Origin of the sequence: Chitinophaga sp. W2I13 (genome assembly GCF_050434005.1) — a bacterium.
Classification (GTDB): Bacteria; Bacteroidota; Bacteroidia; order Chitinophagales; family Chitinophagaceae; genus Chitinophaga.
In genome coordinates, this window is record NZ_JBNPWD010000001.1 from 5,282,948 (window position 1) to 5,297,116 (window position 14,169).

Sequence of the window (14,169 nt, forward strand, 5' to 3'; positions counted from 1 at the left end):
ACTGATTCTTACAAATATCAGTTATTTTCAGTTTAACGGGAACGATTGCGTAAATAACGTCCTGCTTTTGCAGGTCATTTACTAATTTGACCGGCACATTTTCAGCACGTTATGAAACCATTAAAGTTCTTTATGCAGATAATCACCGGTGTGTTATGCCTGCTAACTGCTACCACCGCTATCGCACAATCGACCGCGGATATTTCTAAAGTATGGGTATCTGATAAAGGAGACGGCACTTATAAAAACCCGGTGCTGTATGCGGATTACTCTGACCCTGATGCCATCCGCGTGGGAGAAGACTATTACCTCGTTGCCTCCAGCTTTGATGCGATTCCCGGTCTGCCTGTCCTGCATTCCCGCGACCTGGTGAACTGGCGCATTATCGGGCATGCATTGCTGCGCCAGCCTCCTTACGATCATTTTTCCGCGCCACAACACGGCAATGGTGTTTGGGCGCCAGCCATACGCTATCACAACAACGAATTCTACATTTACTACCCGGACCCCGACTTCGGGATCTACGTGGTGAAATCAAAACAGATCACCGGCCCGTGGAGTACGCCTCAACTGGTGGTAGGTGGCAAAGGATTGATTGACCCATGCCCGCTTTGGGACGATAACGGTGACGTATATATGGTGCACGCATACGCCGGCAGCCGCGCCGGTATTAAAAGTATTATCGTGGTGAAAAAGCTGGATGCCACCGGTACAAAAGCCACGGATGAAGGCGTGCTGGTATTTGACGGGCACGATGAACACCCCACGCTCGAAGGACCGAAGTTTTATAAACGCCACGGCTACTATTATATTTTCGCGCCCGCAGGTGGAGTCGCCACCGGCTGGCAGCTGGTAATGCGCTCAAAAAATGTGTACGGCCCTTACGAAAGTAAAATCGTAATGGACCAGGGGCGTACGCCTGTCAACGGGCCGCACCAGGGCGCATGGGTGCAAACACCCAAAGGAGAGGACTGGTTCCTGCACTTCCAGGACCTGGAAGCTTACGGCAGGGTAGTACACCTGCAGCCAATGAAATGGGTGAACAACTGGCCGGTGATAGGAACAGATAACGACAACGATGGGAAAGGAGAACCGGTGCTGACCTTCCGCAAACCGGTTACCGGTGCGGGTTACCCGGTTGCCACGCCGCAGGAATCAGATGAGTTTAATGCCAGCACTTTAGGGTTGCAATGGCAATGGCAGGCCAACCCGGCCGCCGGCTGGGCGTTTCCGTCTGTGGCAAAAGGCAGCCTGCGCCTGTTTGCCGCACAGATACCCGATAGCGCCCGTAATTTATGGGAAGTACCCCATGTACTCCTGCAGAAATTCCCGGCGCCGGTATTCCGGGCTACCACAAAGCTTAGCTTTAAACCACGGCAAAATGGGGATCGTGTCAGCTTCCTGGTGATGGGAGCAAACTATGCGGGGTTGTCGCTGGTGAAAAAAGCGAATGGTATTTATTTGTCGTACTTCACCTGTACACAGGCTGACAAGGGCTCCCGTGAAACAGCCACCGCTATAACGGAGATAACGTCGACGGATATATTTTTCAGGATAGAAGTGGGGGCAGGAGGTATATGCCAATTCAGTTACAGTACAGATGGGAAAACTTTCCGTACCACGGGTGAACCATTTACCGCCACTACCGGCAAATGGATAGGCGCCAAGATGGGATTGTGCTGCAGCCGGGACGTAAAAACAAACGATGCCGGTTGGGCAGATGTGGATTGGTGGCGGGTGGAATAAACCCCGTTACTTTGATGGTATCAGTAACTCGGAGTGCAGCACCCTTGTTTCAAATTCTTTAACGGGTCGCTTGCTTTCTATCAGTTGCAGTAATAATTCGGTCGCTACCTGCCCCATTTCAAAAGCAGGTTGCCGTACAACCGTAATAGGCGCATGCAGCAGTTCTATCAGGTCTGAATTGGAGAATCCTGTCAGTGCCATTTCTTTGGGAATAGCCACCTTCGCTTTTTTCAGGGCACGCATGCAACCCGTGGTGAGCTTATCAGACGTGGCAAAAATAGCATCGGGTTTATGTTTTAATTTAATCAGCTGGTTAACTGCATCCGTTACTTCAGGAAGCAGCATGCCACCGTGAAAACAATATTTGATCAGCGCTGGTTGAGGCTGAATGCCATGCTTCTCCAGTGCTGCCATATATCCTGCCACGCGCTCCCGCGTAATGGAGAGATGCGCCGAGTTGGTAATACAGGCAATATGCCGGTATCCCTGTTGAAGCAGGTGCATCGTAGCGTTGTAGGCGCCCTGGAAATTATCCACCATCACCTTGTGCGTGGCGATGTCTTCTATGATCCTGTCGAAGAATACAATCGGGAATCCAAACTGGTGCAACGCCTTGAGATGGGTGAGGTCTTTCGTGGCACTGGACACCGAAATCAGCAACCCGTCGATCGACCGGGAGGCCAGGTATTGCAACGTTCTCACTTCTTTCTCAAATGATTCATGACTTTGCGAAATAATTACCGTTATAGCCCTTCTCGTTAGCTACCGATTCAATGCCATTAATTGTTTGTGAAAAAAAGCTGTTGGCAATTTCTGATACGATCACGCCGATTGACCTGCTTTTCTTTTCTTTCAAACTCAGTGCAATCGGGTTGGGATGATAGTTCAGTCTTGCTGCATGTTCCAACACCAGCTGCTTGGTGGCAGCACTGATTTCATGGCTGTCACGCAACGCGCGCGACACAGTGGAAGTGGACAGGCGAAGCGCCTGCGCAATATCTTTTATGGTTGCTGCTCTATACTTCATAACGGCTTCCGGACTATGTTTTCCGGTATTCTTGTTATGGTGAAAGTACTGATTTTTCCGGGAACGATTGCGTAAATAAACTTCACCATTAACAAATTGTTCTGTAGACTTGTAACAGTACAATACGGAAGAAAGAGCTCCTGTTTCGACCAATTAATCACCACGTTAATCAACGCTTACTATAGCACAACTTTTATTTGCCATTTAACTCACGCCAAACGTTATGAAAAGAATTTACTTCATTTGCTTACTGCTGTTGGGTTTCAGCAGTTGGGCGATTGCACAGACCCGTACCGTGAAAGGGAAGGTGACAGACGCCACTACTGGCGATCCACTGCCGCTGGTAAGTGTTCAGGTCAAAGGCACTACTTCTGGTACCCAAACAGATACACATGGGAATTTTAGCCTCCAGGTACCGGAAGGGAAAAAAACAGAGCTGTTATTCAGCTATATAGGCTATACAGCGATGACACTCACCGCGGATAATGTCGCCATGACAATCAAAATGGAACCCAACAACAAGAAGCTGGATGAAATTGTGGTAGTAGGTTACGGCATGGTAAAAAAGCGGGATCTCACCGGATCGGTGGTTTCCGTAAAAGGAGAAGAACTGAAAAAAGTACCCTCTACCAACGTGATGGAATCTGTACAGGGAAAACTGCCCGGTGTGGATATCACCCGCAGCAGCGGCGCAGCAGGTGCAAAAGTGAATGTAACGGTGAGAGGTAACCGCTCCATCAAAGCCAGCAACGGTCCCTTATACATTGTAGACGGTGTACAGTATGAAAATATACAGGACATCAACCCGAATGATATCCAGTCGATGGAAGTACTGAAAGATGCGTCTTCCACTGCTATCTACGGTTCCCGCGGCGCCAACGGCGTAATTATGGTTACCACCAAACGCGGTGCCAGCGGTAAACCCCGTGTAAATATCAGTTCTTATGTTGGATCGTCTGAAGTAAATGGCTATCCACGTATGAGCAACGGACCCGAATATACAGCCCTTAAAAGGGAAGCTAACCGTACCACCGGCAGATGGGCCACCGAGGCCGATGATCCAAAAATATTTAACGCTTTTGAACTGAATGAAATACAACATAACCTGTGGGCCGACTATGCAGACCTGCTGTTACATAACGGCTTACAGCAGGACTACCAGGCAGGCATCTCCGGGGGATCAGAAAAAACAAAAGTGTATTTCTCCTTTGATTATTTTAATGAAAAGGGATTATTGAAACTGGATGACCTCAAACGTTATTCCACCCGTCTCAACATTGATCAAACGATCAATGATGCCATTAAAATAGGCGCGCAAAGCCAGATTACGTATTACGAACAAAGCGCCCGCCGCGACCCGCTCAACCAGGCGAATAAGTATATTCCACTGGCCATACCGTACGATTCTGCCGGCAACCTGGTGTTATTCCCCAACAGCGGCTCAGCCATTAATCCGCTGGCGGATGAGCAGCCGAATGCTTACCAGAATAACACCCGCACTACCCGTACATTTATCAACGCTTACCTGGAACTGACACCCTTCAGTGGTTTCATGTTCCGCTCCAACTTTGGCGTAACACTGGAAAATGCAAAACAGGGCGTGTTTGCTTCCAAAAGCTCTATCGACCGGTCTACCGCTTCCACTTCGCGGTCGCAGTCGAACGGCAGCACCCGGAGGTACCTCAGCTGGGAAAACGTGGCTACCTATAATAAAACAATCGGCGATCACTCCTTTGGCGTCACGGGCGTAGCCAGCGTATTGTCGGACCAGCGTGATTCCTCGCTTATGCAGGGCGAAGGACAGTTGCTTCCGTCGCAGTTGTACTATGCCATGCAAAATAACGTAAGCGGCATCGCTGCACGCAGTATGTACCAATCCAGCAAACTCATTTCCTTTACCGGCCGCCTGAATTATGCGTACAAAGGAAAATACCTGTTGTCGCTTACCGGCCGTTCGGATGGATCATCGAAGCTTTCGCCGGGCAACAAATGGGCTTTCTTTCCCTCAGCAGCAGCTGCATGGCGCATCAGCGATGAAACGTTCATGAAGTCGCAAACCTTTTTCAGTGATCTGAAACTGCGGGTGAGCTATGGTATTGCCGGTAACGATGCGGTAGATCCTTATTCCACCATGAGCTATCTTAGTAAAATACCCTTTTCATGGGATGATACAAATGCAGCCATGGCTTACACCATTGGCGACCAGGCTGGTAACAAGGGACTTAAATGGGAACTGTCTGCAACCAAAAATATAGCACTCGATTTCGGTATCATCAACAACAGGATCACCGGTAGCATTGATTATTATGACACGCAGACAAAAGACCTGCTGCTGCAACGCACCCTGCCTACTTCTTCCGGTGTGAGCACCGTGGTGCAGAATATTGGTAAAACCCGCAACAGGGGTATTGAAGTGGGAATCAACACTACCAACATTTCAACAAGCGATTTCCGGTGGACGTCCAACATCGTATACTCCCGCAATAAAGAAGAAATTGTAGCGCTGGCAGATGGCAGCACCAACGATGTGGCCAATGGCTGGTTTATCGGCTCGCCGGTAAAAGTATATTACGACTATGAGAAAATCGGTATCTGGCAAACATCAGAAGCTGCGGAAGCTACAAAATTTGGTTACAAACCAGGCGATATCAAAGTGAAGGACCAGGATGGAAAAGGAACGATCAATACATCCGACCGCGTGATACTTGGTGCGCAGGTGCCTAAATGGAGCGGTGGTTTCAATAACGATCTCCGTTACAAGAACTTTGATCTCAATATTTATGTTTTCGCCCGCATTGGCCAGTGGATTAACTCCGAATATGCAGCAAAATATGATCCGCAGGGATTGGAAAACAGTGCGCCTGTAAATTACTGGACACCGGAAAATCCATCCAACGATTATCCCCGGCCCAATGCCAGTCTTTCCAAAGACGGTACGCCTTTTATCAAAACACTGGGATATAAAGACGGTTCGTTCGTGAAAATCCGTAACCTTTCACTCGGTTATACTTTCTCCGCCGATGCTTTAAAAGCGCTGCGCCTGAGCAGTCTTCGTTTATACGTTACCGGTAAAAACCTCTTCACCTTCAGCAAGGTAAAAGACTATGACCCGGAAAGGGGAGGAGATCTGAGCAACCCGCTTACTAAGATGTATGTGGCAGGAATAAATGTTGAGTTCTAAATTTTAAAAAACGTAACAATGACACCCAATATAAATAAGTACCTCATCATATTGTGCCTTGCCGCCGGAAGTCTTGCCGGCTGCAACAAGCAGCTGGAAGAATACAATCCCGGCGGTACTACCACCGATGCCGTATATTCCACACCCGAAGGGTTTGAAACGCTGGTAAATGCAGCGTATACCTATAACCGTTGGTGGTATGGAAAAGAAGAAGGATACAGTATGTCCGAAATGGGGACCGATATCTGGACAAGCGGCACCGGCGATAAGTATCCTGATATGACCAACTACAACAACCTGCAGGCCAGCAATTCCGTGATGAGTGTTTTATGGAAACAGCTGTATGCCGCTATTAATTTATGTAATGCAGGGATCACACGTATAGATGGCGCCGGGTTAACGCCGGAAAGAAGAGCCGTGCGCAGTGCTGAGTTGCATTTCCTCCGTGCCTTTTATTACTGGCATATCGTGGAAACATGGGGGCCTGTCCATTTTACCCTTACCGAAACATCTGGCGTAGTAACTACCGCCAACCGCACACCGGTGGATACCTTCTATGCACAGATTTTCCGCGACCTGGGCGAGGCGGTGAATAACCTTCCTGCTACCACGTCTGACTATGGCCGTGTAACTAAACCCGCTGCTGAAGCCTTTCTCGCCAGGATGTATCTCACCCGTGGCATGAACCAACAGGCCGCCGACCTGGCAGAAAAAGTGATCAGCAGTTACGGCTATACGCTGTTGCCCAAATACGCTGATCTCTGGCGAATGGATAACCTGCAGAATAAAGAAGTGATCTGGGCGGTAAATTATATGAAGAATCTCGTGTTTGATGATCGCACCGATGCTACCCTGTTTCCTAACGGACACTCACGCGGCGCCAATAATGCACACATGATGTTTGCCATGAAGTACGATGATCTGCCGGGTATGCAGCGTGATATCCTGAACCAGCGGCCATTTAACCGTTACATGCCTACGCTGTTCCTGTTAAACCTTTTCAACGAAACTGCGGATGCACGCTACGAAGGTTCTTTCAAACAGATGTGGTATTGCAATAATCTCAAAACAGCACCTGCAGGTATGAAGCTGGGTGATACGGCTATCTATTGCAGCAAATATGTGCTGCCCGCTTCTACTAAATACCGTATATACGACAGGAATGCAGTGTATACAGAAAATGGCGGCGGAAAAGACCGCACCCGTTACGTATCCCTGGATAAATTTGATGACCCTACACGGGCATCCATGAACGAAGAACAAAGCGCACGAGACGCATTTATTATCCGCCTCGCGGAAATGTATCTCATTGCAGCAGAAGCGCAGTTCAAATTGAGCAATTCAGCTAAAGCGGCAGAATATATCAACGTGATCCGCAAACGTGCCGCCATCCCCGGACATGAAGCAGATATGGTGGTAACAGCCGCAGATATGAGCCTCGACTTTATCCTTGATGAAAGGGCACGGGAGCTGGCCGGCGAACAACTGCGCTGGTTTGACCTGAAACGTACCGGTAAGCTCGGCGAGCGGATTGCCTTGCATAACCCGGATGCCAATGCATATTTCCAGTCGTTTCATACGGTGCGGCCTATCCCGCAGGACCAGATTGATGCGGTAACTAATAAAGAGGAGTTTAAGCAGAACGATAAATATAACTAATGAAAATTCTCCAGATACTTTTATTATCATTATTGGGACTGGCGCCAGCCGGTCCCAAACCTACTATATTCATGATCGGCGATTCCACGATGGCCAACAAGCCACTGGAAGATAATCCTGAGCGCGGCTGGGGACAACTGTTCCCGCAATGCTTTGAAAAAGATATCGTCATTAAAAACTATGCGGTCAACGGCAGAAGCACTAAAAGCTTTATTGATGAACGTCGCTGGGATAGTGTGTTAGCGCAATTAAAACCCGGCGACTGGGTGATGATCCAGTTTGGTCACAACGACGGGAAGATCAGTGATTCAACCCGCTATGCTGCCCCGGAAGGCGCGTATAAAACCAACCTGGAGCGCTTTGTAAAGGAAGCCCGTGCTAAAGGCGCACAGCCGCTGCTCATTACACCGGTAGCGCGCCGCAAGTTTACGCATGGAGTTTTGGAAGATACCCACGGTGCTTATCCCGCAGTGGTAAGGTCCGTAGCGAATGCGATGCAGGTGCCGCTGGTAGATCTGCAAAAAAGCAGTGCCGCTTTGCTGGTAAAGGAAGGTGAAGCAGCCTCTCAGAAAATGTTCCGCACCACCCCTCCGGGACATTACAATACGCTGCCGGACGGGATTACAGATAATACCCATTTTTCTGCATATGGCGCTGCTAAGATAGCTGCTCTTGTTGCTGGTGAAATCCGGGAAAAGAAATTGCCGCTGGCCGCTTACCTGGAAACAACGCCCTTTGAAGGGAAATACCGCTATGAGCTGCCGGTAGTGTATGAACCGCATTTCAGGAAAGATACTTTTACCATCACTTCTTTTGGTGCTAAAGCAGATGGCATTACGCTCAACAGTAACGCTATCAACGAAGCTATTAGCACCTGCAGCAATAAAGGCGGCGGGGTAGTGTTAATACCATCCGGGCTGTGGCTCACCGGGCCGGTGGTGCTCAAAAATAATGTGAACCTCCACTTAGCGAATAACGCGGTGCTACAGTTTACCACCGACTTCGACCAGTATCCGCTTATCAGCACTACATATGAAGGGCTTGCGGCGGTACGTTGCCAGCCGCCGGTTTCAGCAAATAACCAGGAAAATATAGCCATTACCGGTAGTGGTATTCTTGATGGCGGCGGCGATGCCTGGCGCATGGTGAAGAAGGGAAAGCTCACTGCCACGCAATGGGACAAACTGGTTGCTTCCGGCGGACTGGTGGGGGAAGACAGTGCTACCTGGTATCCTACCCGGTCATCTTACCTGGGAGCGAAAGCCAGCCTGCCAGGCGTAATCAAGCCAGGCAGTAAAATTGAAGACTACGCCGGCATCAAAGATTTTCTCCGGCCCAACATGGTGAGTATTGCCTCCTGTAAAAATGTATTGCTGGAAGGAGTTACCTTTCAGAACTCACCGGCATGGTGCCTGCATCCGCTGCTTTGTGAGAATATTACCTTGCGTGGTATTTATGCCAAAAATCCCTGGTATGCACAAAATGGCGACGGGGTGGACCTTGAATCATGCAGTGGCGCACAAATCCTCGACTGCACCTTTGATGTAGGCGATGATGGCATCTGTATTAAATCCGGCCGTGATGAGCAGGGACGTAAAAGAGGCAAGCCCACTGAAAATGTAATGATACAAAACTCTACCGTATACCACGCGCATGGCGGCTTTGTAATAGGCAGCGAAATGTCTGGCGGCGCCCGGAATATTTATGTATCCGACTGTTCGTTCCTGGGCACCGACATCGGGTTGCGTTTCAAAACTGCCCGTGGTCGAGGCGGCATCGTGGAAGATATTTATGCGGCCAATATAAACATGAAAGATATCCCCGGGGAGGCCATCCTGTTTGATATGTACTACGCTGCAAAAGACCCGGTGCCGCTGGCAGGGGAAAAGAGAGTGGCCCCGCGTGTGGAAACGCTGCCAGTTACCGAAGCAACACCGCGGTTCCGCAATTTTTATATTAATAACGTAACCGGCAATGGGGCAAAGAGAGCAGTGTTCATACGCGGCCTGCCGGAAATGCCGGTCAGCAATATCCACCTCAGTAACCTGGTGATCAAAGCCGATGAAGGCATACAGTGCCAGGAAGCTGAAAACATACACTTCAAAAATGTGTATCTTCTTACCGCTTCCGGCAAAGCGGTGCTGGATACCCGTAATACAAAAAACATTACAACAGACAGTTGCCGTTACCGTGATACTAAAACCAAATCAACAGAAGACCATGCGTTTTAAAACATCAATACTATTCGCCGCACTGTTGCTCACTGCTACACTTTCACAGGCCCAAACCGGCGCGGCCGGCATGGCGGCTACGGTCATGCGTATATGGAAAGACTCACTGGAAATGCAGCCCGGCAGGCCGGTTAGGTGGTCGTACGACCAGGGCGTGATCCTCGAAGGATTTACCGGCCTGTGGAAAAGAACAGGCAACCAGGAATATTTCCGGTACATACAAAAGAGCATGGATCATTTTGTGGACGCTAACGGTAACATCCATACGTACCAGCTCACGGATTACAATATTGATAACGTTAAAAACGGCCGGATACTGCTAACGTTGTATAAAGCCACTAAGGACAATAAGTATAAGATTGCTGCAGATCACCTGCGGGAGCAGCTACGCGGACAACCGCGCACCAACAACGGCGGCTTCTGGCATAAGAAGCGCTATCCTTACCAGATGTGGCTGGACGGGCTTTACATGGGAGAACCTTTTTATGCTGAGTATGCCGTGCTTACCGGTGAAAACAGCGCCTTCCGTGATATTACCCGTCAGTTTGTACTCATGGAGCAGCATGCACGGGATTCCCGTACGGGCTTATTATATCATGCCTGGGACGAATCAAAGGAACAGCGCTGGGCCAATAAAACCACGGGGCAGTCGCCGCACTTCTGGGGCCGCGCAATGGGCTGGTATGCCATGGCGCTGGTAGATGCGCTGGAATATTATCCGGCCGGTGATCCTGGCAAAGACAGTCTCATTGCCATTTTAAACCGCACCGCTGCCGCCGTGAAAAAATACCAGGATGCCAAAACCGGTTGCTGGTACCAGGTGCTGGATAAAGGCGACAGCACAGGAAACTATGTAGAAGCCTCCGCTTCCTGCATGTTCGTATATGCGTTGGCGAAAGGCATGCGTTTAGGCTACCTGCCGGCCAGTTACCGTGGAGTAGCACAGAAAGGATACAAGGGAATCCTGAAACAGTTTATCCGTAAAAATCCGGAAGGAGATATCACCCTGAGCGGTACGGTAAGCGTAGCAGGACTTGGCGGAGATCCCTACCGGGATGGCAGCTATGCCTATTATCTCAGCGAAAAAGTAATTGATAATGATCCTAAAGGCGTAGGCGCGTACATTTTAGCTGCCAACGAAATGGAAATGACGACTAAATAATGCGGATATGAAACTTTCTAAAGAATTACTGGCACGGCTGCACGAAAATGATGGGCTGCAGGTTCCGGCGGAAGAATACTTTACGCTGCCGGAAAAGGTGCTGCAATTTGGAACAGGCGTATTGCTGAGAGGACTGCCCGGTTTCTTCATAGATAAAGCCAATAAACAGGGATTGTTTAATGGCAGGGTAGTGGTGGTGAAGTCAACAGATAAAGGCAGTACCGCTGCTTTCGATGAACAGGATAACCTTTATACACAGTGTATCCGGGGCATTGATGGCGGTAAAGCGGTATCGGAAAATATTATCAATGCCAGTATCAGCAGGGTGCTCACAGCCGCTACCCAGTGGAACGATATTATGGACTGCGCTGCCAGTCCGCATATGCAGGTAGTAATATCCAATACCACCGAAGTAGGTATTGTGTATGTGGAAGAAAGTATTCATGCAACGCCGCCGGCATCCTTCCCCGGTAAATTGCTGGCCTTCCTGTATCGCCGTTATCACCATTTTAAGGGAGATATCACCAAAGGAATGGTGATTATTCCTACAGAACTGATACCGGATAACGGCAGCAGGCTCCGGGAAATACTGTTGCAGCTGAGCACCTTTAACCAGCTGGAAGAAGGATTTGTACACTGGCTCGTTAACAGTAACTACTGTTGTAATTCATTGGTGGATTGCATTGTACCTGGTGCGGCCTACCTGGCAACCGGTTATGAAGATGATCTCCTGATCATGACAGAAGTATACCGCTTATGGGCCATTGAAACCAGCAGTGATCATGTGAAGAAGATATTATCCTTTAGTGAGGCAGATGCCGGGGTGGTATTATCGCCCGACATCAATGTATTCCGCGAACTGAAGCTCCGGTTGCTCAATGGGACACATACGCTTAGCTGCGGACTGGCCTTCCTGGCTGGTCACGATACGGTGAAGGCGGCCATGAATGATGAGGCAATGGCTGCCTATATGGAAGGACTGATGATGCATGAAATTATACCTGCTATAACAGATATCCATATACGAAATGATGCGGCCATCCGTTTTGCCGGCGCTGTACTGGACCGCTTCCGCAACCCGGCGATCGAACACCGGTGGTTAAGCATTTGCAGTCAGTATACGGCGAAATTGAAAATGCGGGTACTGCCGGTGCTGTTGCAATATCACCGGCGTACAGAACATGTGCCTGCGTTGATAGCGCTGGGTTTTGCTGCGCATGCGTTATTTATGCGTGGCGGCAGTAGCTATACCATCACGGATGAGCATGCCGCCTGGTATGCGGCGCAGTGGCAGCAGCATACGCCGGAGGAAGTAGTGAAAAATTCTTTCAGCAACGAGGCGATATGGGGCTGTAACCTCACTGTCATTCCCGGTTTCGCACAGTTGGTAACTACGATGCTGAAAGCGTTAATGGAACAGGGGGTAGCTGTTTATCTTGAAAAAATAGCAGGAGAAATAACAGTATCGTAAAAAAAACAAGGACAGATAAATGAAGCAGAAAGTATTAAAGGTGCATCCACACGATAATGTGCTGGTAGCACTGCAGGATCTGGAAAAGGAAGAAATGGTGGAATATAACGGCGCCGTATATACGATGCAGGAAAAGATTCCTGCCAAGCATAAATTTGCGGTGGCGTCCATGAACGAAGGAGATGCGATTTACATGTACGGTGTGCTGGTAGGTCGTGCGCAGCGCACTATCAGTGCCGGCAGCAGGATTGCCGTGGAAAATGTGCATCATGCAGCTAGCAGCTACGAGCTGGCTGCCCAGCGGAAAACCACCTGGCAACCACCGGATGTTTCCCGCTGGCAGCAAAAGACTTTCATGGGGTATCACCGTGCCGATGGGAGCGTAGGTACGGCTAATTACTGGCTGGTGATCCCATTGGTGTTTTGTGAAAACAGGAATGTGGAAGTATTGAAAGAAGCGCTGCTGCCGGAACTGGGATATGCCCGCCCGGGTAAGTATGCTGCCTTCACACGTTCACTTGCCGCAAAGCAGCAAACCGGCGCCAGCCCTGCACAGATCCTCGAAACCGTGTATACGGAAGAGGCACCGGGAGCGCAGCATAGCCGCGTATTTGAAAATGTGGACGGCATTAAATTCCTGACACATGATGGCGGTTGCGGTGGTATCCGCCAGGACGCGCAAACGCTGTGCGGCCTGCTGGCAGGATATATCACCCATGCTAACGTTGCCGGTGCTACGGTGCTGAGCCTGGGTTGCCAGAATGCGCAGATCAGCATGTTGCAGGACGAAATCAGTAAGCGCGACCCCGGTTTTTCAAAGCCGCTGTATATACTTGATCAGCAGCAAACAGGCGCAGAGAGCCAGTTGATCGCTGATGCCATCCGTCAAACGTTTGCCGGCCTGATGATCGCCAATCAATGTACCCGGCAGCCGGCGCCATTAAGCAAGTTATGCATCGGGCTGGAGTGCGGCGGCTCGGATGGCTTCTCCGGTATCTCTGCCAACCCCGCTATCGGCTATACGTCCGATCTGCTGACGGCCCTGGGCGGCTCCGTTATTCTTGCTGAATTCCCCGAACTCTGCGGAGTAGAACAGGAAATGAGCGACCGGTGCCGCAGCGTGGAAGACGCCACCCGGTTTATCCGGTTGATGCGTACCTATCAGCAGCGTGCAGAAGAAGCAGGCTCCGGGTTTGATATGAATCCATCTCCCGGAAATATAAAAGATGGACTGATTACCGATGCCATAAAATCGGCGGGGGCAGCCAAAAAGGGAGGCACTTCTCCTGTAGCCGCCGTACTGGATTACCCCGAAAAAGTGCAGCTGCCGGGATTGAACCTGCTTTGCACGCCCGGTAACGATGTAGAATCCACTACTGCGGAAGTGGGCAGCGGCGCTAACGTGGTACTGTTTACCACGGGGCTGGGAACGCCCACCGGCAACCCTATTGCACCCGTGATCAAACTGTCCAGCAATACAAAGCTGTACCAGCGAATGAATGATATCATTGATATTAATACCGGTACTATTATAGACGGTGAAGAAACCATTGCTGAAGCAGGAGAACGTATACTCGACTACGTTATACAGGTGGCCAGCGGCGCCATTACTGCAAAATCTGTCCTTAACGGCCAGGATGATTTTATTCCCTGGAAAAGAGGGGTGTCATTGTAATACTTAAATATTTTTAC

The 14,169-nt window shown here is 49.7% G+C and carries 9 protein-coding genes; 7 read left to right on the forward strand and 2 right to left on the reverse strand.

Annotated elements, in window-relative coordinates; genetic code table 11:
- The first annotated feature begins 111 nt into the window (after positions 1 to 111).
- Positions 112 to 1,746 (forward strand): glycoside hydrolase family 43 protein, encoded by a 1,635-nt coding sequence (locus QFZ48_RS21825; protein WP_429063611.1) that lies wholly within the window; start codon positions 112 to 114, stop codon positions 1,744 to 1,746.
- Between the two features lie 6 nt (positions 1,747 to 1,752).
- On the opposite strand, the gene QFZ48_RS21830 is transcribed toward QFZ48_RS21825, so the two are convergent.
- Both QFZ48_RS21830 and QFZ48_RS21835 read right to left on the reverse strand, forming a co-directional pair.
- The gene (locus QFZ48_RS21830) at positions 1,753 to 2,448 is read right to left on the reverse strand and encodes a substrate-binding domain-containing protein (RefSeq protein ID WP_429063613.1); all 696 of its coding nucleotides are present in this window, start codon (positions 2,446 to 2,448) and stop codon (positions 1,753 to 1,755) included.
- A 16-nt stretch (positions 2,449 to 2,464) separates the two neighbouring features.
- A complete protein-coding gene (locus tag QFZ48_RS21835) occupies positions 2,465 to 2,773 on the reverse strand; it encodes a LacI family DNA-binding transcriptional regulator (RefSeq protein WP_429063615.1) in 309 nt (102 codons plus the stop codon).
- Between the two features lie 223 nt (positions 2,774 to 2,996).
- Here QFZ48_RS21835 and QFZ48_RS21840 point away from each other — a divergent pair, with 223 nt between their 5' ends.
- From QFZ48_RS21840 to QFZ48_RS21865, 6 genes are read left to right on the forward strand one after another with little or no spacing between them, the layout of a single operon-like run.
- Positions 2,997 to 5,954, forward strand: a complete 2,958-nt coding sequence (locus QFZ48_RS21840; RefSeq protein WP_429063617.1) for a SusC/RagA family TonB-linked outer membrane protein — start codon at positions 2,997 to 2,999, stop codon at positions 5,952 to 5,954.
- Positions 5,955 to 5,972: 18 nt separating this feature from the next.
- Positions 5,973 to 7,613, forward strand: a complete 1,641-nt coding sequence (locus tag QFZ48_RS21845; RefSeq protein ID WP_429063619.1) for a RagB/SusD family nutrient uptake outer membrane protein — start codon at positions 5,973 to 5,975, stop codon at positions 7,611 to 7,613.
- On the forward strand, positions 7,613 to 9,844 hold the full coding sequence (locus QFZ48_RS21850) for a glycosyl hydrolase family 28 protein (RefSeq protein WP_429063620.1): 2,232 nt from the start codon (positions 7,613 to 7,615) through the stop codon (positions 9,842 to 9,844). Before QFZ48_RS21845 ends, QFZ48_RS21850 begins: the two co-directional genes overlap by 1 nt.
- A complete protein-coding gene (locus QFZ48_RS21855; protein ID WP_429049772.1) occupies positions 9,834 to 11,006 on the forward strand; it encodes a glycoside hydrolase family 88/105 protein in 1,173 nt (390 codons plus the stop codon). Before QFZ48_RS21850 ends, QFZ48_RS21855 begins: the two co-directional genes overlap by 11 nt.
- A 7-nt stretch (positions 11,007 to 11,013) precedes the next feature.
- Positions 11,014 to 12,477, forward strand: coding sequence for a tagaturonate reductase (locus QFZ48_RS21860; RefSeq protein WP_429063622.1), 1,464 nt, complete (start codon positions 11,014 to 11,016; stop codon positions 12,475 to 12,477).
- 19 nt (positions 12,478 to 12,496) lie between these two features.
- Positions 12,497 to 14,152, forward strand: coding sequence for a UxaA family hydrolase (locus QFZ48_RS21865; RefSeq protein ID WP_429063623.1), 1,656 nt, complete (start codon positions 12,497 to 12,499; stop codon positions 14,150 to 14,152).
- The last annotated feature ends 17 nt before the right edge of the window (positions 14,153 to 14,169 follow it).

What these genes read in the sequence shown, in the direction of transcription:
- QFZ48_RS21840 (WP_429063617.1), top strand. Translation starts at nt 2,997, where the DNA reads ATGAAAAGAATTTACTTCATTTGCTTACTGCTGTTGGGTTTCAGCAGT.
- QFZ48_RS21850 (WP_429063620.1), top strand. Translation starts at nt 7,613, where the DNA reads ATGAAAATTCTCCAGATACTTTTATTATCATTATTGGGACTGGCGCCA.
- QFZ48_RS21845 (WP_429063619.1), top strand. Translation starts at nt 5,973, where the DNA reads ATGACACCCAATATAAATAAGTACCTCATCATATTGTGCCTTGCCGCC.
- QFZ48_RS21860 (WP_429063622.1), top strand. Translation starts at nt 11,014, where the DNA reads ATGAAACTTTCTAAAGAATTACTGGCACGGCTGCACGAAAATGATGGG.
- QFZ48_RS21835 (WP_429063615.1), bottom strand. Translation starts at nt 2,773, where the DNA reads ATGAAGTATAGAGCAGCAACCATAAAAGATATTGCGCAGGCGCTTCGC.
- QFZ48_RS21855 (WP_429049772.1), top strand. Translation starts at nt 9,834, where the DNA reads ATGCGTTTTAAAACATCAATACTATTCGCCGCACTGTTGCTCACTGCT.
- QFZ48_RS21825 (WP_429063611.1), top strand. Translation starts at nt 112, where the DNA reads ATGAAACCATTAAAGTTCTTTATGCAGATAATCACCGGTGTGTTATGC.
- QFZ48_RS21865 (WP_429063623.1), top strand. Translation starts at nt 12,497, where the DNA reads ATGAAGCAGAAAGTATTAAAGGTGCATCCACACGATAATGTGCTGGTA.